General features: G+C 49.5%; 32 protein-coding genes, 1 tRNA gene and 3 pseudogenes. 8 read left to right on the top strand and 28 right to left on the bottom strand.

Going from position 1 to position 22993, the window contains the following annotated elements; all coding sequences use genetic code 11:
- Positions 1-58: 58 nt before the first annotated feature.
- The gene (cysS, locus tag ACLJRH_RS05530) at positions 59-1444 is read left to right on the top strand and encodes a cysteine--tRNA ligase (protein WP_000912377.1); all 1386 of its coding nucleotides are present in this window, start codon (positions 59-61) and stop codon (positions 1442-1444) included.
- A 43-nt stretch (positions 1445-1487) separates the two neighbouring features.
- Here cysS and ACLJRH_RS05525 read toward each other — a convergent pair whose 3' ends face one another.
- The 5 genes from ACLJRH_RS05525 to folD form a co-directional block, all read right to left on the bottom strand.
- Entirely contained in the window at positions 1488-2312 is an 825-nt protein-coding gene (locus ACLJRH_RS05525) for a DUF2145 domain-containing protein (RefSeq protein WP_000819112.1), read from the bottom strand.
- Positions 2309-2746: an STM0539 family protein gene (locus ACLJRH_RS05520; RefSeq protein WP_001038577.1), complete on the bottom strand. Its 438-nt coding sequence runs from the start codon at positions 2744-2746 to the stop codon at positions 2309-2311. The genes ACLJRH_RS05525 and ACLJRH_RS05520 overlap by 4 nt, the downstream gene beginning before the upstream one ends.
- On the bottom strand, positions 2739-3284 hold the full coding sequence (locus ACLJRH_RS05515; RefSeq protein WP_023137270.1) for a metal-dependent hydrolase: 546 nt from the start codon (positions 3282-3284) through the stop codon (positions 2739-2741). Before ACLJRH_RS05515 ends, ACLJRH_RS05520 begins: the two co-directional genes overlap by 8 nt.
- Positions 3285-3411: 127 nt before the next feature.
- Positions 3412-3624, bottom strand: coding sequence for a ribosome-associated protein YbcJ (gene ybcJ, locus ACLJRH_RS05510; protein ID WP_000190278.1), 213 nt, complete (start codon positions 3622-3624; stop codon positions 3412-3414).
- A 1-nt stretch (position 3625) separates the two neighbouring features.
- Positions 3626-4492 carry a bifunctional methylenetetrahydrofolate dehydrogenase/methenyltetrahydrofolate cyclohydrolase FolD gene (gene folD / locus ACLJRH_RS05505; RefSeq protein WP_000729165.1) on the bottom strand — a complete coding sequence of 289 codons (867 nt, stop codon included), beginning with the start codon at positions 4490-4492 and terminating at the stop codon, positions 3626-3628.
- A 546-nt stretch (positions 4493-5038) separates the two neighbouring features.
- Between folD and fimA the strand changes: the two genes are divergently transcribed.
- From fimA to sfmF, 6 genes are all read left to right on the top strand, one after another.
- Complete coding sequence (gene fimA, locus ACLJRH_RS05500) at positions 5039-5596, top strand: type 1 fimbrial protein subunit FimA (RefSeq protein WP_000681026.1); 558 nt, start codon at positions 5039-5041, stop codon at positions 5594-5596.
- Between the two features lie 74 nt (positions 5597-5670).
- Positions 5671-6204 (top strand): type 1 fimbrial protein subunit FimI, encoded by a 534-nt coding sequence (fimI, locus tag ACLJRH_RS05495; RefSeq protein ID WP_000619614.1) that lies wholly within the window; start codon positions 5671-5673, stop codon positions 6202-6204.
- Between the two features lie 43 nt (positions 6205-6247).
- A complete protein-coding gene (gene fimC, locus ACLJRH_RS05490) occupies positions 6248-6940 on the top strand; it encodes a type 1 fimbria chaperone FimC (RefSeq protein ID WP_001531073.1) in 693 nt (230 codons plus the stop codon).
- A 30-nt stretch (positions 6941-6970) separates the two neighbouring features.
- Positions 6971-9583, top strand: a complete 2613-nt coding sequence (locus tag ACLJRH_RS05485; RefSeq protein WP_023137269.1) for a fimbrial biogenesis usher protein — start codon at positions 6971-6973, stop codon at positions 9581-9583.
- A 14-nt stretch (positions 9584-9597) separates the two neighbouring features.
- On the top strand, positions 9598-10605 hold the full coding sequence (gene fimH, locus ACLJRH_RS05480; protein WP_000708656.1) for a type 1 fimbria D-mannose specific adhesin FimH: 1008 nt from the start codon (positions 9598-9600) through the stop codon (positions 10603-10605).
- Between the two features lie 9 nt (positions 10606-10614).
- Entirely contained in the window at positions 10615-11133 is a 519-nt protein-coding gene (sfmF, locus tag ACLJRH_RS05475) for a fimbria assembly protein (protein ID WP_000603409.1), read from the top strand.
- Positions 11134-11178: 45 nt separating this feature from the next.
- Here sfmF and fimZ read toward each other — a convergent pair whose 3' ends face one another.
- The 4 genes from fimZ to fimW all read right to left on the bottom strand — a co-directional run bounded on the left by fimZ (position 11179) and on the right by fimW (position 14225).
- A complete protein-coding gene (gene fimZ / locus ACLJRH_RS05470; RefSeq protein WP_000801272.1) occupies positions 11179-11811 on the bottom strand; it encodes a fimbria biosynthesis transcriptional regulator FimZ in 633 nt (210 codons plus the stop codon).
- Between the two features lie 603 nt (positions 11812-12414).
- On the bottom strand, positions 12415-13137 hold the full coding sequence (gene fimY / locus ACLJRH_RS05465) for a fimbria biosynthesis regulator FimY (protein WP_001258112.1): 723 nt from the start codon (positions 13135-13137) through the stop codon (positions 12415-12417).
- Positions 13138-13155: 18 nt separating this feature from the next.
- The gene (locus ACLJRH_RS05460; protein WP_023203049.1) at positions 13156-13467 is read right to left on the bottom strand and encodes a hypothetical protein; all 312 of its coding nucleotides are present in this window, start codon (positions 13465-13467) and stop codon (positions 13156-13158) included.
- Positions 13468-13628: 161 nt separating this feature from the next.
- Positions 13629-14225 (bottom strand): fimbria biosynthesis transcriptional regulator FimW, encoded by a 597-nt coding sequence (gene fimW / locus ACLJRH_RS05455; RefSeq protein WP_000948629.1) that lies wholly within the window; start codon positions 14223-14225, stop codon positions 13629-13631.
- A gap of 254 nt (positions 14226-14479) precedes the next feature.
- Here fimW and ACLJRH_RS05450 point away from each other — a divergent pair.
- Positions 14480-14556 (top strand) — tRNA-Arg (locus tag ACLJRH_RS05450).
- 15 nt (positions 14557-14571) lie between these two features.
- Here the strand turns inward: ACLJRH_RS05450 and ACLJRH_RS05445 are convergent.
- The 19 genes and pseudogenes from ACLJRH_RS05445 to ACLJRH_RS05355 all read right to left on the bottom strand — a co-directional run bounded on the left by ACLJRH_RS05445 (position 14572) and on the right by ACLJRH_RS05355 (position 22844).
- Positions 14572-15735, bottom strand: a complete 1164-nt coding sequence (locus ACLJRH_RS05445; RefSeq protein ID WP_023892124.1) for an integrase — start codon at positions 15733-15735, stop codon at positions 14572-14574.
- 131 nt (positions 15736-15866) lie between these two features.
- Positions 15867-15962 (bottom strand): annotated as a pseudogene (locus tag ACLJRH_RS05440) (helix-turn-helix domain-containing protein); the annotation flags it as partial.
- 2 nt (positions 15963-15964) lie between these two features.
- Positions 15965-16315, bottom strand: coding sequence for a hypothetical protein (locus ACLJRH_RS05435; RefSeq protein WP_016049827.1), 351 nt, complete (start codon positions 16313-16315; stop codon positions 15965-15967).
- A gap of 105 nt (positions 16316-16420) precedes the next feature.
- Positions 16421-16681, bottom strand: a complete 261-nt coding sequence (locus tag ACLJRH_RS05430) for a hypothetical protein (protein WP_023892125.1) — start codon at positions 16679-16681, stop codon at positions 16421-16423.
- The gene (locus ACLJRH_RS05425) at positions 16678-17511 is read right to left on the bottom strand and encodes a DUF551 domain-containing protein (RefSeq protein WP_023223616.1); all 834 of its coding nucleotides are present in this window, start codon (positions 17509-17511) and stop codon (positions 16678-16680) included. The genes ACLJRH_RS05430 and ACLJRH_RS05425 overlap by 4 nt, the downstream gene beginning before the upstream one ends.
- A gap of 1 nt (position 17512) precedes the next feature.
- Complete coding sequence (locus tag ACLJRH_RS05420; RefSeq protein ID WP_023223615.1) at positions 17513-18148, bottom strand: ead/Ea22-like family protein; 636 nt, start codon at positions 18146-18148, stop codon at positions 17513-17515.
- Entirely contained in the window at positions 18145-18789 is a 645-nt protein-coding gene (locus tag ACLJRH_RS05415) for a hypothetical protein (RefSeq protein ID WP_000184762.1), read from the bottom strand. Before ACLJRH_RS05415 ends, ACLJRH_RS05420 begins: the two co-directional genes overlap by 4 nt.
- Complete coding sequence (locus ACLJRH_RS05410; RefSeq protein WP_001214448.1) at positions 18786-18953, bottom strand: DUF2737 family protein; 168 nt, start codon at positions 18951-18953, stop codon at positions 18786-18788. Before ACLJRH_RS05410 ends, ACLJRH_RS05415 begins: the two co-directional genes overlap by 4 nt.
- A gap of 10 nt (positions 18954-18963) precedes the next feature.
- Positions 18964-19260, bottom strand: coding sequence for a phage anti-RecBCD protein (locus ACLJRH_RS05405; protein WP_023223614.1), 297 nt, complete (start codon positions 19258-19260; stop codon positions 18964-18966).
- 16 nt (positions 19261-19276) lie between these two features.
- Positions 19277-19825, bottom strand: coding sequence for a 3'-5' exonuclease (locus tag ACLJRH_RS05400; protein ID WP_023223613.1), 549 nt, complete (start codon positions 19823-19825; stop codon positions 19277-19279).
- 8 nt (positions 19826-19833) lie between these two features.
- Positions 19834-19923 (bottom strand): annotated as a pseudogene (locus tag ACLJRH_RS05395) (single-stranded DNA-binding protein); the annotation flags it as partial.
- An 18-nt stretch (positions 19924-19941) separates the two neighbouring features.
- Positions 19942-20349, bottom strand: a pseudogene (gene ssb / locus ACLJRH_RS05390) (single-stranded DNA-binding protein); the annotation flags it as partial.
- On the bottom strand, positions 20350-21057 hold the full coding sequence (locus ACLJRH_RS05385) for a Rad52/Rad22 family DNA repair protein (RefSeq protein WP_023223597.1): 708 nt from the start codon (positions 21055-21057) through the stop codon (positions 20350-20352).
- 8 nt (positions 21058-21065) lie between these two features.
- Positions 21066-21254 carry a hypothetical protein gene (locus ACLJRH_RS05380; RefSeq protein WP_001552364.1) on the bottom strand — a complete coding sequence of 63 codons (189 nt, stop codon included), beginning with the start codon at positions 21252-21254 and terminating at the stop codon, positions 21066-21068.
- Positions 21251-21364, bottom strand: a complete 114-nt coding sequence (kil, locus tag ACLJRH_RS05375) for a host cell division inhibitory peptide Kil (RefSeq protein ID WP_000361564.1) — start codon at positions 21362-21364, stop codon at positions 21251-21253. The genes ACLJRH_RS05380 and kil overlap by 4 nt, the downstream gene beginning before the upstream one ends.
- Positions 21357-21497: a protease FtsH-inhibitory lysogeny factor CIII gene (locus ACLJRH_RS05370; RefSeq protein ID WP_001200014.1), complete on the bottom strand. Its 141-nt coding sequence runs from the start codon at positions 21495-21497 to the stop codon at positions 21357-21359. The genes kil and ACLJRH_RS05370 overlap by 8 nt, the downstream gene beginning before the upstream one ends.
- Before the next feature lie 196 nt (positions 21498-21693).
- The gene (locus ACLJRH_RS05365) at positions 21694-21924 is read right to left on the bottom strand and encodes a hypothetical protein (protein WP_000067090.1); all 231 of its coding nucleotides are present in this window, start codon (positions 21922-21924) and stop codon (positions 21694-21696) included.
- Positions 21924-22403: a pentapeptide repeat-containing protein gene (locus ACLJRH_RS05360; RefSeq protein WP_071790383.1), complete on the bottom strand. Its 480-nt coding sequence runs from the start codon at positions 22401-22403 to the stop codon at positions 21924-21926. The genes ACLJRH_RS05365 and ACLJRH_RS05360 overlap by 1 nt, the downstream gene beginning before the upstream one ends.
- Positions 22404-22481: 78 nt before the next feature.
- The gene (locus ACLJRH_RS05355) at positions 22482-22844 is read right to left on the bottom strand and encodes a hypothetical protein (protein WP_000198447.1); all 363 of its coding nucleotides are present in this window, start codon (positions 22842-22844) and stop codon (positions 22482-22484) included.
- Between the last annotated feature and the right edge of the window lie 149 nt (positions 22845-22993).

Here is a 22993-nt window from a genome sequence, read left to right as displayed (position 1 = left end):
ACGAATAATATGTATCATACGGAGATTATTACCCACACACGTCTATACGGAATCTTCGATGTTAAAAATTTTTAATACACTGACGCGCCAAAAAGAGGAATTCAAACCCATTCATGCCGGGGAAGTCGGCATGTACGTGTGTGGTATCACCGTTTACGATCTCTGCCACATTGGCCACGGACGCACGTTTGTCGCTTTTGACGTTGTCGCGCGCTATTTGCGTTTTCTCGGTTATAAGCTGAAGTATGTGCGTAACATTACCGATATCGACGATAAAATTATTAAACGCGCCAATGAAAATGGCGAAAGTTTTGTCGCGCTGGTCGACAGAATGATTGCGGAAATGCATCAGGACTTTGACGCGCTGAATATTCTGCGTCCGGACAGCGAGCCGCGTGCGACGCACCATATTCAGGAAATTATCGAGCTCACCCGCACCTTAATCGAGAAAGGGCACGCCTATGTGGCGGATAACGGCGATGTGATGTTCGATGTACCGACCGATCCGACTTATGGGCAGCTTTCCCGTCAGGATCTTGAGCAGCTTCAGGCGGGCGCGCGCGTGGATGTCGTTGATGTGAAGCGTAACCCGATGGATTTCGTGCTGTGGAAAATGTCGAAAGAGGGCGAGCCGAGCTGGCCGTCGCCGTGGGGCGAAGGGCGTCCGGGCTGGCACATTGAATGTTCGGCAATGAACTGCAAGCAGTTGGGTAACCATTTTGATATTCACGGCGGCGGTTCCGATCTGATGTTCCCGCACCATGAAAACGAGATTGCCCAGTCTACCTGTGCCCACGACGGCGAATACGTCAACTACTGGATGCACTCCGGTATGGTGATGGTGGATCGCGAGAAGATGTCCAAATCGCTGGGCAACTTCTTTACCGTGCGCGACGTGCTGAAATACTACGATGCGGAAACCGTGCGCTACTTCCTGATGTCCGGGCATTACCGTAGCCAACTGAACTACAGCGAAGAGAACCTCAAGCAGGCGCGCGCCTCGCTGGAGCGGCTATACACTGCATTGCGTGGAACGGATAAATCAGCGGCCCCGGCGGGCGGCGAGGCGTTTGAAGCGCGTTTCGTGGAAGCGATGAATGACGATTTCAACACGCCGGAAGCCTACTCCGTCCTGTTTGATATGGCGCGTGAAGTCAACCGTCTGAAGGGCGAGGATATGACCGCCGCGAATGCGATGGCGTCTCATCTGCGGAAGATTTCCGGCGTGCTGGGACTGCTGGAGCAGGAGCCGGATGTTTTCCTGCAAAGCGGCGCGCAGGCGGATGACGGTGAAGTTGCGGAAATTGAAGCCTTGATTCAACAGCGTCTGGATGCCCGTAAAGCGAAAGACTGGGCGGCGGCGGACGCGGCGCGCGATCGTCTCACTGAAATGGGTATTATTCTGGAAGATGGCCCGCAGGGCACCACCTGGCGACGTAAGTAAGCGCTTTTACAGGCCGCTCTATTTGCATAGAACGGCCTGTTTTTTATTTTTTCGCGCCGGGCGAAAGATAAACACACACTGACTCCCCCAGATTCTGATGTTCACACTTGGGTATTGCCCGGCTGTAACGGGCAATAAAGCGGATGACGCTGTCGCCGCTGTTTAGCCCCACATTTCCTTTTCGCAGCAATTCTGCTGGCTGATCGTCGGTGAAAACGTTAGGGGTGAACAGTTTTGCGCCTAATCGTTCAAAAGTGCCAGCACTAACGATAGAGGGTTGATAACCCTGAAGCTGCAACCAGCGGCGGGCATCATTACGTGACCAAATCTGCGCATCGTTTGCTCGCGCAAACACTTCGAGAAGCCAGCCATTCGAATTCTGATAAGGGCCGGAAAAAGGCCACGCAATCAGGTTGTAGCGGGGACTGTGGAAGAGATTGAGTTTGATAGCGCTATGTAAGAGCGTTTGTAATGCCGTCGCGATATCTGAACGCGGGCGCAAAACGGCAATGCTCTGATTCACCAGGTCATCAGCCAGAAACTCATACAGACCTTGTATATAGAGCGCTGATTCAGCGGTTCCGCAAGTATTCAGATTATGGTAAACCCGCCAGTCTCCGTTTGGCTGGCGCATGGCATAGCCAGCATGTGACCAGGTTAAATGTCGGCTCGACATATCTTGCCCCTGGCGAACCAGAATGACGACCGGATCGGGTTGACTGTTAAGCTGTTGTTTGAGTTGTAACGCCTGATCCATTGTCGCTGCGATGCTCTCCGGCGTGTTTGCTTTTTGGTGGCAGTTAGCACTGTCTGCATAAGCGTTGAGCGAGATTGCGCTGAGCCAGAGGGCAAACGCGAATCGCTTCATTTGGCCGGTACCGTCTGGTTGCTGGAAAGTCCTGCGTCGTCCTGATTTACCATATGGGCAAGGACTTTGCCCTCTTTTTTCAAATAAGCGCCGGTGCCTTCCTGCGTTTTTTCCAGAGTGACTTTATCACCTGCTTTGAGGTTGCCTTCTTTGACGACATTTAGCGGAACTTGCATTTTAATGTCTTTGTTATCGGGAGACTTAGTGGTTATCAGCGCGGTTTTTTGCTTTTTATTTTCGACAACAGATCCAATGATCAGGTTGAGCGGCAGCAGTACGGGGGAGAGTATAATTCCGCTAACCAGTGCGGAACTGCCCACGCTGACAACCGCAGACGATGCCGCATACCAGCCAGTGGCAGACATTTCTTCGCTATAGCTGGCGTGGGAAAATGAGAAACAGACGACCGCGGCGGCGAATGTCATTTTATTCATATTGATTCCTTTTAATATGCGTTTTAAATACCCATAGAAATAACACTAAAATACTTCCCGGCAACCACACCCACAGCAATTCTGAGAGAATGACCTGGTGCCCATACGGCGTGATGTAGCTTGAAAGCGCAAACGGTGCGACTTTAATCACCTGCCAGGGCGCAAAAAAACGTTCATCTGACCACGGCCACAGCCAGCCGACGCCTTTACCACCCGTGGTTATCGAATCCAGCAGGCTGTGCGACAACAATGAAACGGTTAAAAACAGCCAGCAGCGCACCTGCCCAGCTCGAAACCATCGTCGTCCCGCGAGTACGCACAACAGGGGGAGGACGAATGCGAAAAGTAAAGAGTGGGTAAATCCGCGATGGCCGAAAACGTTGCCGTAGGCGATGCCAAATTTAAAGGCCAGCACGTCGGCATCGGGGAGCAACGCCAGCACAACACCGGCAAATGGCAGGCGAGGAGGGATAACTTTCAGGCCTAAGCCTGCGCCAGGACACAGGGGAACGGCGGCGTGGGTGATAACGGTAGACATAGCGATCGTTCACAGGGAAATAGCCATGCTAGCAGTTGGAACGCAGAGGATTAAGTGGATGATTATCTGAAAAGACAGCGTAATCAGGCCGGATAAGACGCTTTGCGTCGCTATCCGGCACTCTGTATCAGGCCACGACGTTCACACTTTGGCCTTCGAAGCTAACGGTTTGCCCGGCGACAATTTTGCAGCGTTTACGCGTTTCAACCGCGCCATCAACCTTCACCAACCCGTCGGCAATGGCGATTTTCGCCTGCGCGCCGCTTTCGCTCCAGCCTTCCAGCTTGAGCAGATCGCACAGCTCGACGTGCGGGTGTTTGCCTAAAGAGAATGTCGCCATGTTATTTTCCTTGTGGATCGTGATATTCAATGCACGCCTGCAGCGTGTTTTCGATAAGCGTAGCGACCGTCATCGGGCCGACGCCGCCCGGTACTGGCGTGATGTATGACGCGCGCGCCGCGGCTTCGTCAAACACGACGTCGCCAACGACCTTGCCATTTTCCAGACGGTTAATACCGACATCAATCACAATTGCGCCTTCTTTAATCCATTCGCCGGGAATAAAGCCCGGTTTACCTACGGCGACAATGAGCAAATCAGCATGCTCGACATGGTGACGCAGATCTTTGGTAAAGCGGTGTGTAACGGTAGTCGTACAGCCAGCCAGCAGCAGCTCCATGCTCATCGGGCGTCCAACGATATTGGACGCGCCAATGACCACCGCATTCAGGCCGTAGGTATCAATATTGTAACGCTCAAGCAGGGTCACAATACCGCGGGGCGTACAGGGACGCAGGCGCGGCGCACGCTGGCACAGACGACCGACATTATAAGGATGAAAACCGTCTACGTCTTTATCTGGCGCGATACGCTCCAGCACTTTAACGTTGTCGATGCCTGCCGGTAAAGGCAACTGCACCAGAATACCGTCAATCGTGTTATCTGCATTCAGAGTATCGATAAGCGCCAGCAGTTCGGCTTCGCTGGTGGTTTCTGGCAGGTCATAGGAGCGGGAGACGAACCCCACTTCGTCGCACGCTTTACGTTTGCTTGCGACATAAATCTGTGAGGCCGGATTGCTGCCGACCAACACCACAGCCAGGCCGGGAGCGCGAAGTCCTGCTGCGACGCGTGCCTGAACTTTTTGAGCAACCTCAGATCGCACCTGCTGCGCAATCGTTTTACCGTCAATAATCTTTGCTGCCATCAGAGAGAAGATTCCATCTGTTACTTCAAGTCAAAGGGGATGACGCTATTTTGTCAGAAGCGGGCCTCGCTGTCAGTTAACGTTTGTGTTTCCGATGCAAACGCGACGTCTCCCCCGTTCGTTGCCGATGCTGAGACGTGACCCGTAAGCGCGCCATGATTAACCAAAAAGAAACAATTCATCACCCTGGCTATGGTTACCGTAATCCCTCGTCGTTAATAGCATCGGGCGGCATAATGCGACATTTTATACAAAATAAGATTAGACCCTTCTTATATCCCAATAAGAATTAGCTTAGGTCATTAAAAGAGTTTGCGGCTATTTTTTATTTAGCGAAATGTTTAATTTATTACCGTGACGAAATGTCATATTCGCAAAGATTAATTACTGCGTCTGATACTCAGGGGAGAAACAGAAAACTAATTAATCTGCGATATCTATCTTTACAGGATGCAGAGATAACTTTTCTGACATGCTATGTCGATAATAATTCAAACGGAGCCGACAGGATGCCGAAACCGGGTGTGTGTAATTCAAGGGAAATCCATGAAACATAAATTAATGACCTCTACTATTGCGAGTCTGATGTTTGTCGCTGGCGCAGCGGTTGCGGCTGATCCTACTCCGGTGAGCGTGAGTGGCGGTACTATTCATTTCGAAGGTAAACTGGTTAATGCAGCCTGTGCCGTCAGCACTAAATCCGCCGATCAAACGGTGACGCTGGGTCAATACCGTACCGCCAGCTTTACGGCGATTGATGATACGACCGCGCAGGTGCCTTTCTCCATCGTCCTGAATGACTGCGATCCGAAAGTGGCGGCCACCGCTGCCGTGGCTTTCTCTGGTCAGGCAGATAACACCAACCCTAATTTGCTGGCTGTCTCCTCTGCGGACAATAGCACTACCGCAACCGGCGTCGGGATTGAGATTCTTGATAACACCTCCTCACCGTTGAAACCGGACGGCGCGACCTTCTCGGCGAAGCAGGCGCTGGTTGAAGGCACCAATACGCTGCGTTTTACCGCACGCTATAAGGCAACCGCCACCGCCACGACGCCAGGCCAGGCTAATGCCGACGCCACCTTTATCATGAAATACGAATAATCCCGTCTGGGAACGCCAGGGAAGGGAGGCGCCTCAACGGAAGAGGCTATCGGGGATAAAAGAGAACATAGCAGATGATAAGGAAAGGCGCGGCGCTAGTGGGGCTTGTTTTGATGTCGCCCGTTATTGCGCAGCCGGTAATGGTGGAGAGCGGGCGTATTCACCTGCGCGGACAACTGGTCAATGGCGGCTGCGCTGTCGCCACTGAAAGCCAGGATTTGCGCGTACTGATGGGACAGTACCGCACGAATGCGTTTACCGGTCCTGGCAGCTTCGCTCCCGTCAGCGTTCCATTTTCGTTACGGTTAATCTCTTGTAGCGCGGAGGTCTGGCGTCATGTCGGCATTGCGTTTGCCGGCGTTACGCCTGCGGAAGATCCCCATGTTTTTCTGGCCAGCGGCGAGGGTATCGGTAATGCCGGAATCGGCCTGGCATTATTTGATGACCAGCAGCGGCAAATCATACCTAACACGTTACCGCTTCATTACACGCCCATTTTAACGTCAGAAATGACTTTGCATTTTACTGCCCGCTATCGGGCAATTTCAGAAAATATGACGCCGGGACGAATTCATTCAGAAGTGTGGTTTACGCTGGTTTACCCATGAATTTTCTTGCCGACGTGACTCAATGCAAAAGGTATTTTTTACCATGCTGAATAGTATAAAATTAGGCTTTATTGTTCTTCTCACGTTATTTACTTCGCTGAACGTACAGGCGGCGGGGGGGATTGCATTAGGCGCCACGCGCGTTATTTATCCCTCGGCGGCGAAACAGACTTCTCTGGCAATCAGTAATAGCGATACTCAAGAACGTTACCTCGTCAATTCATGGATCGAAAATAGCGCCGGGCAGAAAGAAAAAACGTTTATCGTTACGCCACCTTTATTCGTCAGCGAACCCAAAAGCGAAAACACGCTGCGTATTATCTACGCCGGGCAACCGCTACCCGGGGATCGGGAGTCGTTATTCTGGATGAACGTGAAAGCCATCCCGTCGGTCGATAAAAGTCATATTGAGGGAAAAAACGTTCTGCAACTGGCGATTCTGTCGCGGATCAAACTGTTTGTGCGTCCGGCGAATTTGCCGCAGACGCCGGAAGACGCGCCGACCTTGCTGAAATTTTCCCGTATCGGCAACCATCTCAAGATAACCAACCCATCTGCTTATTACCTCACGCTGGTCAATATCAGCGTGGGCGCGAAAAAGATTGATAACGTGATGATCGCGCCAAAAAGCGACATGCAAATTCCCTTACCGACTGGCGCGCAGGGCAGCGTGACATTTCAGACCGTCAATGATTACGGCGCATTGACGTCGGCGACAACGGCCAGTCTCGGTTAAGCAGAGAGCGTGAAGCCACACGAGAACACGATGAAGAAGACAACCTGGTTTGCAGGGCGATTTCCCGGCTATGTATCACCGTTAAGCGGCGTGGCGCTGTCGGTGTTGGCGGCGCTGTGTCCGCTGACGAGCCGCGGCGAAAGTTATTTCAACCCTGCGTTTTTGTCGGCGGATACCGCGTCTGTGGCGGATTTATCTCGCTTTGAAAAAGGTAATCATCAGCCTCCCGGTATTTACCGGGTGGATATCTGGCGTAACGACGAATTCGTAGCGACGCAGGATATCCGTTTTGAGGCGGGCGCCGTGGGCGCCGGCGATAAATCCGGCGGCCTGATGCCTTGTTTTACACCGGAGTGGATTAAACGCCTGGGCGTGAATACCGCGGCGTTCCCTGTCTCAGATAAAGGCGTCGATACCACGTGTATTCACCTTCCTGAGAAAATCCCGGGCGCGGAGGTCGCGTTCGATTTCGCGTCGATGCGCTTAAATATTAGCTTGCCGCAGGCGTCATTGCTCAACAGCGCGCGTGGCTATATCCCGCCGGAAGAGTGGGATGAAGGGATACCCGCCGCACTCATCAATTACAGTTTTACCGGTAGCCGCGGAACAGACAGCGATAGCTATTTTTTGAGTCTGTTGAGTGGTTTGAACTATGGCCCCTGGCGGCTGCGTAATAACGGAGCCTGGAACTATTCGAAGGGGGACGGCTATCATTCGCAACGCTGGAACAACATTGGCACCTGGGTACAGCGCGCCATCATTCCGCTAAAAAGCGAACTGGTCATAGGGGACAGCAATACCGGGAACGATGTTTTCGACAGCGTCGGCTTTCGCGGAGCGCGGCTGTACTCTTCTGACAATATGTATCCCGATAGCCTGCAGGGCTACGCCCCCACGGTCAGAGGGATCGCCCGGACGGCGGCAAAGCTGACGATACGACAGAACGGGTATGTTATCTACCAAAGCTATGTGTCGCCGGGCGCGTTTGCGATTACCGATCTTAATCCTACCTCTTCCAGCGGCGACCTTGAGGTGACGGTAGATGAAAAAGACGGTAGCCAACAACGTTACACGGTGCCTTACTCTACCGTTCCGCTATTGCAGCGTGAGGGCAGGGTGAAGTATGACCTGGTGGCCGGGGATTTTCGCAGCGGCAATAGTCAGCAGTCTTCGCCATTCTTTTTCCAGGGAACGGTGATTGCCGGCCTGCCTGCGGGGCTGACGGCTTACGGCGGTACGCAACTTGCCGATCGTTACCGTGCCGTGGTGGTCGGGGCGGGGCGAAATTTGGGCGACTGGGGAGCCGTGTCGGTCGATGTCACACATGCGCGTAGCCAACTGGCAGATGACAGCACCCATCAGGGGCAATCGTTGCGTTTTCTGTACGCCAAATCGCTGAATAATTACGGGACTAATTTTCAATTGCTGGGTTACCGCTATTCCACACGCGGATTTTACACCCTGGATGATGTGGCATACCGCAGTATGGAAGGGTACGACTACGAATACGATAGCGACGGACGCCGCCATAAAGTGCCGGTGGCGCAGAGCTACCACAATCTCCGCTACAGCAAAAAAGGCCGCTTTCAGGTCAATATTTCGCAAAACCTGGGGGATTACGGGTCACTGTATCTTTCCGGCAGTCAACAAAATTACTGGAATACGGCGGATACCAATACCTGGTATCAACTGGGATACGCCAGTGGATGGCAAGGCATAAGTTATTCGCTGTCATGGTCGTGGAGCGAGTCGGTGGGGATCTCAGGCACCGACCGCATTCTGGCATTCAATATGTCCGTTCCGTTTAGCGTTCTGACCGGACGGCGCTATGCGCGCGACACTCTTCTTGATCGTACTTATGCCACGTTTAACGCCAACCGCAACCGCGACGGCGACAATAGCTGGCAGACCGGCGTGGGCGGCACGCTTCTGGAAGGACGTAATCTGAGCTACAGCGTGACGCAAGGGCGTAGCAGTAGCAATGGTTATAGCGGCAGCGCCAGCGCTAGCTGGCAGGCGACGTATGGCACGCTGGGCGTGGGATATAACTACGATCGCGATCAGCATGACTATAACTGGCAACTTTCCGGCGGCGTGGTCGGTCATGCGGATGGTATTACGTTTAGCCAACCGTTGGGCGATACCAATGTCTTGATTAAAGCGCCGGGAGCGAAAGGCGTGCGCATCGAAAACCAGACCGGCGTGAAAACGGACTGGCGGGGTTATGCGGTAATGCCCTACGCCACGGTATATCGCTATAACCGCGTCGCGTTAGATACCAACACGATGGACAACCATACCGATGTCGAGAATAACGTCAGCAGCGTGGTGCCGACAGAGGGCGCGCTGGTGCGGGCCGCTTTTGATACGCGGATAGGCGTAAGGGCCATCATTACCGCGAGGCTTGGCGGACGTCCGTTACCGTTTGGCGCGATAGTACGAGAAACCGCCAGCGGCGTTACCAGTATGGTCGGCGATGACGGGCAAATTTATCTGAGCGGCTTGCCGCTAAAAGGTGAACTGTTCATCCAGTGGGGAGAGGGGAAAAACGCGCGTTGTATCGCCCCTTACGCCCTGGCGGAGGATAGTCTGAAGCAGGCGATTACGATAGCCAGCGCGACCTGTATCCGTCCGGCGTCATAAAAGGAAAAATAGAGATGAAAATATACTCAGCGCTATTGCTGGCGGGGACCGCGCTCTTTTTCACCCATCCCGCGCTGGCGACGGTTTGCCGCAATTCAAACGGGACGGCGACCGATATCTTTTACGACCTGTCAGATGTTTTCACCAGCGGCAATAATCAGCCGGGACAGGTGGTTACGTTGCCGGAAAAATCAGGTTGGGTCGGCGTAAACGCGACGTGCCCGGCGGGGACAACGGTGAATTATACCTACCGAAGCTATGTATCAGAATTACCGGTACAAAGCACCGAAGGAAATTTTAAATACCTCAAGTTGAATGACTACCTTCTGGGCGCGATGAGCATAACCGATAGTGTCGCTGGCGTATTTTATCCGCCCCGTAACTATATTCGCATGGGCGTCGACTCTAACGTGTCGCAGCAAATGCCGTTTGGCGTGCAGGACTCAAAGCTGGTTTTTAAATTAAAAGTGATACGGCCTTTTATTAATATGGTGACGATCCCTCGCCAGACAATGTTTACCGTCTATGTGACGACCTCTACCGGCGACGCGTTGAGCACGCCGGTGTATACCATTAGCTACAGCGGCAAAGTGGAAGTGCCGCAAAACTGCGAAGTGAATGCCGGACAGGTCGTGGAGTTTGATTTCGGCGATATCGGCGCGTCGTTATTTAGTCAGGCGGGAGCGGGTAATCGTCCGCAAGGCGTCACGCCGCAAACGAAAACCATCGCTATCAAATGTACCAACGTCGCGGCGCAGGCCTATTTATCGATGCGGCTTGAAGCCGAAAAGGCCTCAGGGCAGGCGATGGTGTCCGATAATCCGGATTTAGGTTTTGTAGTTGCTAATAGCAACGGTACGCCGCTCACACCCAATAATTTGTCGAGTAAAATTCCGTTTCATCTTGATGATAACGCCGCCGCTCGCGTAGGTATTCGCGCCTGGCCGATCAGCGTGACGGGGAATAAACCGGCGGAAGGGCCGTTTACTGCGCGCGGCTATCTACGAGTCGATTATGATTAAGGAGGCATAATGATCCTTCGGCGCGTTTTCATCGCTATCGGTTGTGTTTTGTTAAGCCCGCTGAGTCAGGCCACCTCATCTCTGGGCGAAGTGAATATTGAACTGCGCGGTAACGTGGTGGATTTTACCTGCGCCGTGGTGGCGGGCGACAGTAACAAGTCGGTTAATCTCGGCACCTGGCCGACAAAACAGCTTCACGCCGTCGGTGACGCCACGCAACCGGTAGCCTTTAGCCTAAAACTTGAAGGTTGCCCGCCGGGGTCGGCGTCTATAACGTTTTCCGGGACGCCAGCGCCCGGCACGGCATTACTGGCGCTTGCTGATACGGCAATGGCGCAAAAACTGGCGATTGAAATTCGCGATGGCGATCAACGTCGATTGCCACTTGAACAGGCCAGCAAGGCCGTTGATATTGACAACAACGGCAATGCTACCCTGAAATTCTATGCGAACTATATCGCCTTAGCCGATGGCGTGCAGCCCGGACTTGCTAACGCGGATGCGACCTTCCTGATCAATTACAATTAGTGTCCGTTATTGTGGCTCCCGAACGATAATTCGTCGGGAGTACCTTTACAATAATTCGTGTGATTTGGCGTAATCGATAAGCTCAACGATAGAGTGAAGGCCAAGTTTAGAAAATATATTGGCCTTATGCGCGCTGATAGTCTTGTTACTCAATAAAAGTTGCTCGGCAATTTCTTTGTTAGACATTCCATTAGCCAGATAGCGCAGCACGGTGACTTCGCGGTTAGAAAGTGGCATATCATGGTGCCCGCCTTTGGGGGGACGGGTATTACTGATAAAGTTAAGCGTCTCAGATGGAAAAAAAGAATAGCCGGATAAAATCATTTTTACCGCATTATAAATATCATTGAGGTCTTTGCGTTTACTTACAAATCCGTTTGCGCCCGCTCTTATTGCTCTTCCGGCATAAAAAGCCTCTGATTTTGACGATAAAAAAAGTATCCGGGTATGTTCCTGGATAGATTTGATTCGTTTAAGTAAGGTAAAGCCGTCGGTGCCCGGTAATTCAATATCCAGAATGACAAGGTCAACAGGATAAGTGCGCAGATACTCTATCGCTGTTCGGCTATCATCCGTTTTCAGGACAACCTGAATATTGCTATTTTTACCGAGTAAAACTTCGATCGACATTCTTACAATAGGGTGTTCGTCCATAATGATAACAGATGCAGGTTTCATTGTTGTATGCCTCAGACTGTTATGCGTCCTTCGTTTTAGAATAAGCGTCAGACACCTTAAAGATTGTGAAATAGCCAGATCTACACACCACACAGTGGAGCAATAATAAAGAATGAGACATCCCTGTTGACTGGCTATTTTGCGTAAGAGTAATAAATATGTGGAATATCCATTTCGCACCAACAAAAAAGAAATTTCTGATTAAGTAAAAACAATATGGATTATACCTGGTCTGATTTCTCGGAAAAGTCTTGCGAAATGCGAATTATGGATAGCGGGTAGGATGTTCTGTGGCGTTATAGAAAATTTGTTCGTGGTAGAGCTATTTTCTTTGGAGTTGACATTGAGTAGTTTAAACTGTTGTTTTTAAGTATAAAAATAATATGAAAGACTAATTGTTTAGTATTTGTTATGTAACAACAGAAAGATGTTTACGCGGGAGACCTCAAAAAACGAGGAGGGACAAGGGGCGATGTAAGAAAAAAATTTTTATCGCTTACCAGGACGAGTTGTAAATATTAATTTTATGTGAAATATTTACATTTAATGGAAGTGAAAATAAGTAATTTCTTAAAAAATCTTATTCGCCAAAACGTTACTCCGTTAAAAAATATCGTGGAAAGTAACGTTTAGCTGCTGGATCAGCCGAAGAAAGCTTTGCCTGTGGGGAAGGTTAAGGAGGGTGATAAGTTGTTTAAGCCGGTAAACTACACGATGATAAGATACGCTTTGCTGACGTGCTATTTCTTTTAAAGAGGCACCTTGCGCTAAAGTTTCAATCATCAACCAGTCAGTACGGCTAAAGCTTTCCGATAAGCGAGGTTCGGCGGCTGATAACAAGGCTTCGCGTACTGAAGCCAGATTTTGTCGTCGTGACAGAACAAAAAAACGCCCAGCCATACGGATAAACTGTGTTATAGCGGCGGTTTTATCTGATACCAGCAGGTAAATCTGGATATCGCTTTGTTGCCAACTGAGCGCGCGTAGCTGGTTAAGCGCCTCAATACAGGAGACAGGTAGCGTCTCCATATCTACAATCAGTTGTCTGAGCGACCCCTTTTCAATCCACAAAGAAATGTCATCTAATGAGCGGAATGCTGCGGTACGTTTTCCGGAAAATAAGTAGTGACTCAATGAATAGCCGAGGTAGTTATCAGTTGTAATTATTGCCTGGGAAATGATACCAACCGGCAAGGCATAATTAAGCTGTTGGTCCAGTAACTCAAGGCGATCAAATATCTGCGGCGTTGGAGAGTGATAACGGCAGGCGCAGTCTTTGGCATTTCTTAAACGGCGGTGTCTTTCCCTGCGTGGTACGCTGCGCATCCTGCTTTTTCCATTGCTCTAATATATATCTGGTAATATGGCTGGCCATAAATAACCTTGTCCCATCGTTGCACCAGCGTAAAAAGCAATGCTTCGTTGCTCTGATGTTTCAATGCCTTCCATCAGCATTAACTGCTGAAAAAAAACTTCGCTATCATGTTTTGACGGAAGTTGCGTCAGGACCTCATAGCCGATTAATTGCGCAGTTGAGAGATTAACGATTGGCTCAGATTTTAACAATCTGCTGTTGAGATATGAATGACGTGTGGGTGAAGACGCCAGGTGTGGGGGATTTATCCTTTCCTTTAATAAAGTACCCTGTGCCACCAAACACTCCTCCAGGCATTTATGATGCAGCCATATATTTTCGACCCCTGAATCTATCAGGATATTATGGGCATCATTGTGGCAGCGTTAAAAAAATGCCTGTAGGTATCGTTACTTAATTATTGGTGAGATATTTCGTAAGCCTTGTAAAAAGTTAAGTGAGTTTACTTACTGAGTAAGAAATGAAGGTTAACTCTAATATACTTTAAAAACTGCTGCTCCGTTTTAACATGTAATTTGCGCATAATGCTCCGGCGGAGTGACTTTGTCTGCTCTTCAGAAAGTGAAAGTAAAGCAGCCGTTTCGCTTAAATGATAACCGCTGGCGATCAGTTTTAACAGGTGACGTTCTGTTACTGAAAAATGACGAGTCGTGCAGTAGTGGCAAATGCCAGAAGGGACGCTATGTCGAAGCGCTCGCTTATGTAAGATCAATATCATTTTCCGGGTAATTTCTTCAACATCATCTTCCCGATAAATATGCGGCAGCATATACAGACATGGTCTGAACATGAGCTTTTCTTTATCGCATTTATTACAAATAATCACCCGTAGCTGATGTTGGGTATGCATAGGTATCTGGTAACAACCTGCGCTGAACCAATCATCATCCAGGGCCAGAAAAGCGATATCGGCATTATCTATCTCTTCTGGCGGCAGAAAGTCAATTTTCTGCTGCCATTGATTCGCCAGACGCGTCATGATGATTTTCAACCCATGCTCAAAGTGACTGTTTTGTTCCTTAATAGCGATACTCAGCATAAAAAATATCCTACACGGCAGGTGAATCATGGTGAAATATTAAAGAAACTGATTGATTATCTAAATACTGGCGGCCTTAATTCCCACTTTATGCGTGCTGAGATGTGTCCAGGCGATTTCCTGGAACCTGGCATTGCGCCAGAAAAGACGATATTCGTACACTTAGTCAGCAACCAGAACAAAAGCCATTGACTCAGGAGTACCTGACCGTATAATTCTCGCGTTTCGTCTACACGAAGTCTTCACTTCACAAGGCGCCCTTAGCTCAGTTGGATAGAGCAACGGCCTTCTAAGCCGTGGGTCGCAGGTTCGAATCCTGCAGGGCGCGCCATTATATATCAACTGGTTACGCCTCTTTAATTCCCTCCTTATTTTCCATATGGGACATATTTGGGACATCATCACTGAAAATCGAGTCAATTTGCTTCGCGTGTTCCGTTAAATGGTTCGGCGCAAGGTGAGCATATCGGCGCACCATCTCGATGCTCTCCCATCCTCCCATTTCCTGCAGAACAGAAAGCGGCACTCCGGACTGAATTAGCCAACTGGCCCACGTGTGCCTCAGATCGTGGAAACGGAAATCCTCAATTCCAGCCCTGCAGCAAGCCGCATTCCATGCTCGCTGGTCATCGACGCGCATCTTTCTGATAGTCGGCGTCCTTGAGCCATCAGGCCGGATGCCTTCTTTCGTATGCACGAACACCCATTTATGATGCTTACCAATCTGGTCACGCAATACCTTACAGGCAGTGTCATTTAGCGCTACGCCAATAGCGCGGTTTGACTTGCTGTCTTCAGGGTTCACCCAGGCAACACGACGCTGCATGTCGATCTGTTGCCACTCCATATTGATGATGTTAGACCGCCTAAGTCCTGTTGCCAGCGCAAATTTAACAACAGACTTCAACGGTTCAGGACATTCTTCAATAAGTCTTTTTGCCTCATCACGCTCAAGCCATCTGACGCGTTTGTTTCTGACGGCTGGTACCTTGATTACAGGCGCTTTCTCCAGCCATTTCCAGTCACGTTCTGCCGCCCGGAGAATGGCTTTCATCAGTGCGAGGTGCTTTGCCTTTGTCGATGTAGTGACCGGTTTAGCTGAATAAACTGGCACTGGCTCTCCATTCTTTTGCGCCGCGGCAGCTTTTATTTTCCATATCTCAAGCTGCTTGCGGTTGCTCATCTTGTTTACTGCTAAGTAAATCTTTTGCTCGGTTACATCCTTTAACCGTACTCCCTCAAAATGCGCCAGCCAGAAAGCCATACGGCTGCGGTCATCTTTCAGTGATTTCTTCTCTGCCTTTTCCTCCAGCCAGCGCATGCAGGCATCATCAAACGTTACGTCAGGAAAATCGCCAAGCCTGTCTACTCGCCACAATTCAGCCTTGCGCTTGTCATGTAGCTCAGTAGCGAGCCGCTTGTCGGAAGTCCCAAGGCTTTCCTTAATTCGCTTCCCGCCCGGCGTCGAGTAGGACGCGTACCATATTTCACCTCTGCGGAAGATGGACATTTTCTTTCCTCTTTTATGTCATCACCCGCGCTCACCTGGACAGTATGCAGCGGAGACTGAAGCGCCGCAATGCAGGCTTGTCGTGTGGTGAGGTAAGGGGATTTCGGTTTGGTGGGGTCTTTACGTGTTGCCTGTAGTCGGCCTGTGCGAATCCAGTTGGTGGCGGTAGGTCTGGATATCTTGAGAAATGCACAGGCCTCATCGAGTGTGAGACTGTGTGATTCCATGGTTACTCCTGGTCAGAAAGAAGCTCTTTTATCCATTTATATGTTTTTGGTGCTCGCTTATCTGGCCTCTTAAGCTCAAGCTTAAGCAGAGCAATAAGTGAATCCCACTCACGTAAAATCGGAGAAAACCGCTTTACCTTTTTCGCTATGAGCGGAAAGCTATCTTTAATTTCAGGTATTTCATCTACGAGCATCATGCATCTTCGCAAATCGGCAGGATCGCTTGGTGCGTCAAACCGTCCGTGGTAGAAGCTCTTTTCCAGCCCAAGAGCAATAGAAGCCATAGTTGCGCTACTTATGCCAACGTGGCCTTTCGTTTGCCACTTCAATACCTTCATTGCTAAATCAGACATCATTCACTCCATAAAACAAAACCCGCCGTAGCGAGTTCAGATAAAAAAATCCCCGCGAATGCGAGGATTGTTATTCACATTTGACGGCAAGTTGCAGGTTAGCCATTACCGCACCTCCAGTCTCCATACCGCCTGACCAATCCGGCTGGCATAGGTATCTTTGGATACTGTTCCGTCTTTAGCCATCTCCATAAGAATTTTGCGCAAATCTGCCGAACGCCATTCTTCATCAGGAAATTCCTTCTCCATTGCCAACCGCAGATTCCAGGTTGCCATCCTGAATGGATATTCCCCGCCGAGAGCTTTATCTTGCAGGGCAGCCCGGGAACGCATCACCTGCAAAATCTTCTCTTTGACATCCATCATTTTGCCTCCAGAGGAGGTTCTGGTAGAGGCATCCAGAACAAGGCGTTCCCTAACCACGATAAAGTGCCGTCGCTCAACTCCACGTATTCCTCTTGTACCTGTCCTGCCATATACTCGCCGTGCTTTGAATAAATTAAAATCCAATCATCTTGAGCGGGCATTCGCTCACTACAGCTTATCCAACCATCCGGAGTTACCGGAGAGTTGCCAGCCAGCGCGTTCAACTTGTAAGCCTGACTTACAGGTACGGCACCATAGAGCATGGCAGCGCAACAGGCGTTCCATGAAATTTCCTGAAGGTAACGACGAATCTGTGTGCTGCATATACTCCTCCCTGACTCCTGGCTGTTAAACCATGTTTCAAATTTCGGCCCTACATGTGCTGATTGGGTGGTGACGTTGGCAAAGGCTGCACGCAACCCGGTCTTAATTTCCTCTACCTCATCAGCGCCCGGCGATGAATCTGACAGTGCGTGATGGAATGCGTAAGCCATGTCGTCGTTTACTGCAACCTCTATGCACTGTGCCTGCGCTGGAGGTGCTGCATAAAGTGGTGTTATATCTGCCCTAAAATCACCTACTTTATACAGCCGCACACACCGCTCGACTTCTGCTTTGTCAGAATACATATCGGTGAACGTATTATATTCATGGTCAATTTGCGTGAAGGTTGCCTTCCACGCCACTGGCTCTGCTTCCAGTGATGCCAGTGCGATACGAAACACATTGGCAAGCAGACTGTTTGAAGATTGGTTATCGTGCGCCGCGTCGCTCAGGAAGCCAGTGATAAATGATTTAATCTCTATGCTTTCTCTGGTAATAGTGGTCATATCACTCTCCTTTGATGCGAATGCCAGCGGCGCGCTCGGCTTTACTTTGTTCCCAAAACCACTTGTGAAGCTCCATAAGCTTTTCGTCAATCGGTGCATATTTGCGATTAAAGTAGGCCTGAGCATCTTTCTCAGATTCGTCCGGCAATTCGCCCGGGCCAAACAGTGTGTTATAAATCCATGCCAGTCCGCTCTTAGCGTCGCCAGTTGCCTGCCATTCGATAATGGCAGCCTGCATGACCAGAATGTTTTTCCCGATTAATAGGTCCAGTTCTTTGTACCGGTTGCGGATGTATGCATTCTCGCTTTGTAATTTTGCGTTGCGCTTTTCTGAGGCTTCAAGTAACGCCTGCTTATCGCGTAGAGCTTCTTCCAGTTCAGCAACATGGCATTCACTATCAATAAGGTTGTTCTCTGCTGCTTCAAGCTCAACACGCAGCTTCCCAACCGTAAGCGCAATCTCCTCGTTCTCCTGGTCGCGGGATTTGATGTATTGCTGGTTCCTTTCCCGTTCATCCAGTAGTGCCAGCACAACCTGAGGTGTGACCTTCATACGAAATGCCAGCAATTTTTGTGGTGTGGCTGCTATTTTTATTGCTTCTGCCGCATCACGCAGTGCCTGATAGTCAATTGTCATTCTCGCCATCCTTCACAGTTGTAATCACTACAGCCTTCAAAATCATATGGGCTGTACTGCCAGGAGATTTTTCCGCAATGCGGACAATTCCAACGCACCTTCCCGCTTCGCGACTTCTTTCTTCTGTTCTGCTCTTTCAACCAGTCAGGCATGACCAAACCTGCGCCCTGAACCATTGTTCTGCGGTTAAAGTTATTGATATTGAACGTCCTGCGCTTTGCTGCATCAGCAATGGAAAATGGCAACCAAACTATTCCTGGTTCGTTTTTGTTGGCGACGCTAAAGATGGTCGCTTTACTGAAGTCATCTGTTGGCAATCCACCGTGTTGAAGCCAGTAAACATCGTTGCCGTTCCAGCTACCTTTTTTGTAGGCCACATACGCAGTGCAATCTGACTCAATCAGGCTTTCTGTAGGGATGTACTGGCAATCAACGTGCCACACTGCCATTGCATCCACGCTATCAGCGCAAACAGGCTGATCGATATCTCGCCCACAATTCCAGGCTTTTTGGGCTTCTTCCAGCGTGTAAACATGAGCGCGATCGATATCAGAACTGTAACCATTGCCGTTATGGCAATGGAATGAAGCGTTATTGCCCACAGTTTCACGCGAGCACATCATGTAAAAACGGTTAGTCACTGGCTGCCTCCTTTGCGCCACATCGCATTCAGATATTTGTTTTCATTCACTGATGGAAAAGAATTTCTCTTAAGTAATTCCTCTCTCGATGGCATTGGCTTTACGCGTTGGCGAATAATCATTTCTGCCGGAAGAATGCCGGGATTGTATGCAAGTCCTCTCATGGTAAATTCCTCAGTCATTACTGATAGCGCCATAGCGTGAGCGGTAATTACGCAGGCGCGGGTCGATATATTCAGGGAAGTGGGTATATGTGGCTTTACGGAATGGTCGGATTGATGTCTGGTAAATTCGCTCTCGTTCTTCTTTCTCTGCAAGCCATATACAGTGGCGAAATTCCTTTTCCTCTTTCGTTTCCTGTGGTAGCGACATTATCCGATCGTAGTTTTTTCTGAATTTATCCAGCACCTCCGATACGGATTTGCCGGAACAGCGGCGCGGGTCATCCGCACCATACAAAGGCGCTGGCATGTTTTTCTCCTGTTTATTATTTAGCTAACTTTTTCCAGATCGCTGAAACGTATTTGGCTTGGTGGATGGCATCATCAAGCGCGTTGTGGCGAGTTCCTTTGAATGGCATATCTCGCTTAGGGTCGAATCCTATTACCTTTCCAAGCTCGACGATTGTTCTTACGTCGCGGTCATTCCACCACTGCCACGGAACTGGCTGCCCTGTCAGCGAATAACTGTTTCGGAGAATAACGCAGTCAAATGATGCTCCATTCCCCCAAACCTGAACGAATTTGTGGTTAGCGTTCTTTATGATGAATTCAGATAACCATGAAAGAGCCGTTGAAAGCTCCTGAGTGTTGCTGGTTAGCGATTTTCTGGCTTCTTCACTCTGTTCCAGCCACCATAAAATCGTTGAAGCGTCAGGACGCGCCCGATATCGCATTGATGACTCAAGCGAGATATTTACCGAGAACTCTTCTCCTGTTTCTCCGGTATTCGGTTCAAATAATACCGCCCCAATAGAAATAACTGGCGCGTATGGCCCGTTGCCCATTGTTTCAAGGTCAACCATCAAGTGATTCATGTAAGTCCTTAAATTGCGTGAATAGCGTGACGAGGGAAAGGGAGAGTTACTGGTGCAAAGGGGATATCGTCGTCAAAATCCATAGGTGGTTCGCTGTGATTTACCTGCTTCTGAGGCTGCTGTTTTTGTTGCTGACCGTTATTTCGCTGAGGTGAAGACTGTTCATTGCCTCCTTGCTTGCCACCAAGCATTTGCATGGTTCCACCAACGCCCACGATAACTTCGGTAGTGAACCGATCCTGTCCACTTTGATCCTGCCATTTTCTTGTCCGCAATTTGCCTTCAAGATAAACCTCAGAGCCTTTTCGCAGATATTCGCTGGCAATTTCTGCCAGTTTCCCGCTCATTACCACGCGGTGCCACTCCGTCTGCTCCTTTTGCTCTCCAGTTTGCTTATCACGCCATTGTTCTGACGTAGCAACTGTAAGGTTTGCAAATGCCGTTCCTGATGGTGAATATCTGATTTCTGGATCATGCCCAAGGCGACCAATAATGATCACCTTATTTACGCCTCTGCTTGCCATTTATGCCGCCTGTTTTAGTTCGTTAACTCTGATGTTCATTACCTGAACGCATTTAGCCTGCGCCTCCTCGTTGCCAGCCATTAATTGCCAGTCACGCTGATAACGCTCGATGAGTTTTTCCTTGTCAGTTTCTGTCGATGCATAATCGCTGAAGTCTTTCAGGATTTGTTCGCAGTCAACCGATGGAGATTTCTGGTTGGTATTTTCTGGTGATGGTTGATTGCCAGATGCTGGCATTGCCCATCCCGGCAGCGATGGAGGGGACCAGTAAAATCCTGTTCCATCTTTCAGTTTTGCCCTGTGCCATCCCTGCTTTTTATCGAGAGATGTTTGTGCGAAACCTTCCTCAAGGTTATACAGATACCGACCGATTCCCCACTGAACGGCAGCGCGCTTCATTGCACCGGAACGACCACCTTTGACGGCTTCTACCTGCGTGTTTTCAGCAGCATCCCATTTGGTTACCCATTCGGAATCAATCTTTATTGATATGCCGCATTCAACGCCGCCGTTGTTGGGAATATCGCGGTATTCATTGCGCCATCCTGCTTTGCCACAAACATCGTCCAGGCGTTTCATGATTGCCCGGTTCGTTACATAAGCCAGCACCATAGCCCACACTTTGCCATCGCGTGTTTTACCGCTTTGCTGTATTCGCCATTCGATATCTTCAGGGCTGAATGGCTCATCGAATTTATTCAAATCCATAATTCACCTCAGAATGGTAATTCGGAAGGATTAGCCAGAAATTCACCTTTGTTTATTCGCTCGTTTTTGGCTAATGAAAGGCAATTTCGTTTCATCGATTTATTACCTGACTTGCGCCAGTACATTGCCTCTGTCAGGTGATACTGACGTTTTAACCTGCTCAACTCCGGTGTCCTTGCTAAATCCACTGGTATCATTTCAACCTCCATTCGCGAAAGGCTTCTACAGCTTCGCGATACATTATTTTGTCACCAAGATAAACAGCAATTGCGAATTTAGACTGAATAGCCATAAGCGATTTATCCATTACACGGCACTCCTGGTTGATTCAGGATATCGACCAGACGTTTCCATCCGGTTCGTAATTTTCTGGTAATTCTGTCGAGAAGTGATTCAGAAGGGCAGCCAGCAATGGGCCACCCGGCAAAACGATATTGCATGGCGTGCTCCTTAGTTAATTTGCATAACAAAAATGCCTCGAATGAAGCGTTGTTGGTATGCGAAAAAAGCCGCCCATATAGAGCGGCAAATAACATCAAGGGATGATTTTTCGATTAACCAGAACGAGTCGTCGTCCTCGTTTGGTTACGAGCGATATTGCTCACAATGACCACTATTAAAATGGTCATTAGGTGCTTATTCGCGTGCTTTGAGCATTGCATCTGCTATTTTGTATGCCTGAATTTCTGTGCCGTCAAACACACCTCCGCGTGCAATAAGTGACTGCATTGCCTTAGCAGCGAAGTAATCACGCAAGGTCATTCCTGACTGAACTCGCTTATATTCTTCAATCGTACTTGGTGCGAACGTTTGAAAATCTGCATTCGGAATTGGGAATGCATACCCTCCGTTATCTAAATTACTCATCACTCCTCCCCATCGTTTTTAACCCAATCAGGCCATTCTCCAGCACCGAGGTAAAAGTCAATTATCGAAAGCAAGCGTGGATAAAATTTAAGAGCTTTACGACCATCCATCTCAGCAATTTCATGCTTACTGTATTTACGCCATTCCTCAACTGTGTGGTTCTGGCATCCTGCCCGTACATATTCACCGTTCGTTATACTTATGAAGTATTTCTCACCCAGGATTACGAAAGTGAGATCAGGCAGGTCGGCACCGCGCAGGTCGGCACCGCGCAGGTCGGCATCGCGCAGGTCGGCACCGCGCAGGTCGGCATCGCGCAGGTTGGCACCGCGCAGGTCGGCACCGCGCAGGTCGGCATCGCGCAGGTTGGCACCGCGCAGGTTGGCACCGCACAGGTCGGCTCTCGATCCGCTCTCATGCATTGAGGTAATCCACACTTTGTGTTCTTCAAGAATCTTCGATAAATCTGCTGAATTCATGTTGTTAATCCTTAAATTTTGGCAATAAAAAAGGCCGCATTGCGACCTTATTAGATGAGATGATTTCTTCCTGAATAATTATCTAGCGGTAATTTGCCCACACTTACGATGACCAGCCGCGTAAAGTGCTACGTCTGGCAAACATACACCGGTTTCTGGTGGCTTATGACCAAACTCATTTGCGTACACAATGGCTGCCCGCTCCAGATTGCGTCTGTATTCTTCCAGTTGCCAGAATGCATCTTTCGCCATGAACTGAAGTGATTTTGCGTCTTCAATGCGTTTTGGCGTTTCGTGTTTTCCTTTGGCCTGAATCTGCGCACGGCTAAGAGTAGGGCGGTGCATTACTTCTGAGCTTGCCGTTACCGCATTCTGAAGCGCTGCACGGCGCTCGCGACGACGACCTGCTGCTGAGCCATTGAAAGTTGTTCTGCGTGTCATATAGACCTCCTGATGAACTTTGGTGATGCGATGCCAGATGCTTATCTTCTGGTTGTCTCGATGGACTGCAATTCATCGCATCCCAAAGCTCACTTTGGTCGTTCCGGCTTTTCAGCCGCGTAGATTCATCACTGAATCGTTGTATGTTC

The organism is Salmonella sp. SAL04162 (assembly GCF_046551535.1).
GTDB classification, from domain to species: Bacteria; Pseudomonadota; Gammaproteobacteria; order Enterobacterales; family Enterobacteriaceae; genus Salmonella; species Salmonella enterica.
Note: the sequence above shows the minus strand (reverse complement) of the source record. Positions and strands in the feature narration are given on the sequence as shown.

Bases quoted from the DNA above. Each gene is read 5' to 3' on its own strand.
- fimA (WP_000681026.1), top strand. From the start codon at position 5,039: ATGAAACATAAATTAATGACCTCTACTATTGCGAGTCTGATGTTTGTC.
- ACLJRH_RS05405 (WP_023223614.1), bottom strand. From the start codon at position 19,260: ATGCCAGCGCCTTTGTATGGTGCGGATGACCCGCGCCGCTGTTCCGGC.
- fimC (WP_001531073.1), top strand. From the start codon at position 6,248: ATGCTGAATAGTATAAAATTAGGCTTTATTGTTCTTCTCACGTTATTT.
- ACLJRH_RS05435 (WP_016049827.1), bottom strand. From the start codon at position 16,315: ATGTCTGATTTAGCAATGAAGGTATTGAAGTGGCAAACGAAAGGCCAC.
- fimI (WP_000619614.1), top strand. From the start codon at position 5,671: ATGATAAGGAAAGGCGCGGCGCTAGTGGGGCTTGTTTTGATGTCGCCC.
- ACLJRH_RS05430 (WP_023892125.1), bottom strand. From the start codon at position 16,681: ATGATGGATGTCAAAGAGAAGATTTTGCAGGTGATGCGTTCCCGGGCT.
- sfmF (WP_000603409.1), top strand. From the start codon at position 10,615: ATGATCCTTCGGCGCGTTTTCATCGCTATCGGTTGTGTTTTGTTAAGC.
- ACLJRH_RS05445 (WP_023892124.1), bottom strand. From the start codon at position 15,735: ATGTCCATCTTCCGCAGAGGTGAAATATGGTACGCGTCCTACTCGACG.
- ACLJRH_RS05355 (WP_000198447.1), bottom strand. From the start codon at position 22,844: ATGACACGCAGAACAACTTTCAATGGCTCAGCAGCAGGTCGTCGTCGC.
- ACLJRH_RS05365 (WP_000067090.1), bottom strand. From the start codon at position 21,924: ATGAGTAATTTAGATAACGGAGGGTATGCATTCCCAATTCCGAATGCA.
- ACLJRH_RS05370 (WP_001200014.1), bottom strand. From the start codon at position 21,497: ATGCAATATCGTTTTGCCGGGTGGCCCATTGCTGGCTGCCCTTCTGAA.
- kil (WP_000361564.1), bottom strand. From the start codon at position 21,364: ATGGATAAATCGCTTATGGCTATTCAGTCTAAATTCGCAATTGCTGTT.
- ACLJRH_RS05380 (WP_001552364.1), bottom strand. From the start codon at position 21,254: ATGATACCAGTGGATTTAGCAAGGACACCGGAGTTGAGCAGGTTAAAA.
- ACLJRH_RS05485 (WP_023137269.1), top strand. From the start codon at position 6,971: ATGAAGAAGACAACCTGGTTTGCAGGGCGATTTCCCGGCTATGTATCA.
- folD (WP_000729165.1), bottom strand. From the start codon at position 4,492: ATGGCAGCAAAGATTATTGACGGTAAAACGATTGCGCAGCAGGTGCGA.
- ACLJRH_RS05385 (WP_023223597.1), bottom strand. From the start codon at position 21,057: ATGGATTTGAATAAATTCGATGAGCCATTCAGCCCTGAAGATATCGAA.
- ACLJRH_RS05410 (WP_001214448.1), bottom strand. From the start codon at position 18,953: ATGAGAGGACTTGCATACAATCCCGGCATTCTTCCGGCAGAAATGATT.
- fimW (WP_000948629.1), bottom strand. From the start codon at position 14,225: ATGCTGAGTATCGCTATTAAGGAACAAAACAGTCACTTTGAGCATGGG.
- ACLJRH_RS05425 (WP_023223616.1), bottom strand. From the start codon at position 17,511: ATGACCACTATTACCAGAGAAAGCATAGAGATTAAATCATTTATCACT.
- fimZ (WP_000801272.1), bottom strand. From the start codon at position 11,811: ATGAAACCTGCATCTGTTATCATTATGGACGAACACCCTATTGTAAGA.
- ACLJRH_RS05420 (WP_023223615.1), bottom strand. From the start codon at position 18,148: ATGACAATTGACTATCAGGCACTGCGTGATGCGGCAGAAGCAATAAAA.
- ACLJRH_RS05515 (WP_023137270.1), bottom strand. From the start codon at position 3,284: ATGTCTACCGTTATCACCCACGCCGCCGTTCCCCTGTGTCCTGGCGCA.
- fimY (WP_001258112.1), bottom strand. From the start codon at position 13,137: ATGCGCAGCGTACCACGCAGGGAAAGACACCGCCGTTTAAGAAATGCC.
- ACLJRH_RS05400 (WP_023223613.1), bottom strand. From the start codon at position 19,825: ATGAATCACTTGATGGTTGACCTTGAAACAATGGGCAACGGGCCATAC.
- cysS (WP_000912377.1), top strand. From the start codon at position 59: ATGTTAAAAATTTTTAATACACTGACGCGCCAAAAAGAGGAATTCAAA.
- ybcJ (WP_000190278.1), bottom strand. From the start codon at position 3,624: ATGGCGACATTCTCTTTAGGCAAACACCCGCACGTCGAGCTGTGCGAT.
- ACLJRH_RS05360 (WP_071790383.1), bottom strand. From the start codon at position 22,403: ATGAATTCAGCAGATTTATCGAAGATTCTTGAAGAACACAAAGTGTGG.
- ACLJRH_RS05520 (WP_001038577.1), bottom strand. From the start codon at position 2,746: ATGAATAAAATGACATTCGCCGCCGCGGTCGTCTGTTTCTCATTTTCC.
- fimH (WP_000708656.1), top strand. From the start codon at position 9,598: ATGAAAATATACTCAGCGCTATTGCTGGCGGGGACCGCGCTCTTTTTC.
- ACLJRH_RS05525 (WP_000819112.1), bottom strand. From the start codon at position 2,312: ATGAAGCGATTCGCGTTTGCCCTCTGGCTCAGCGCAATCTCGCTCAAC.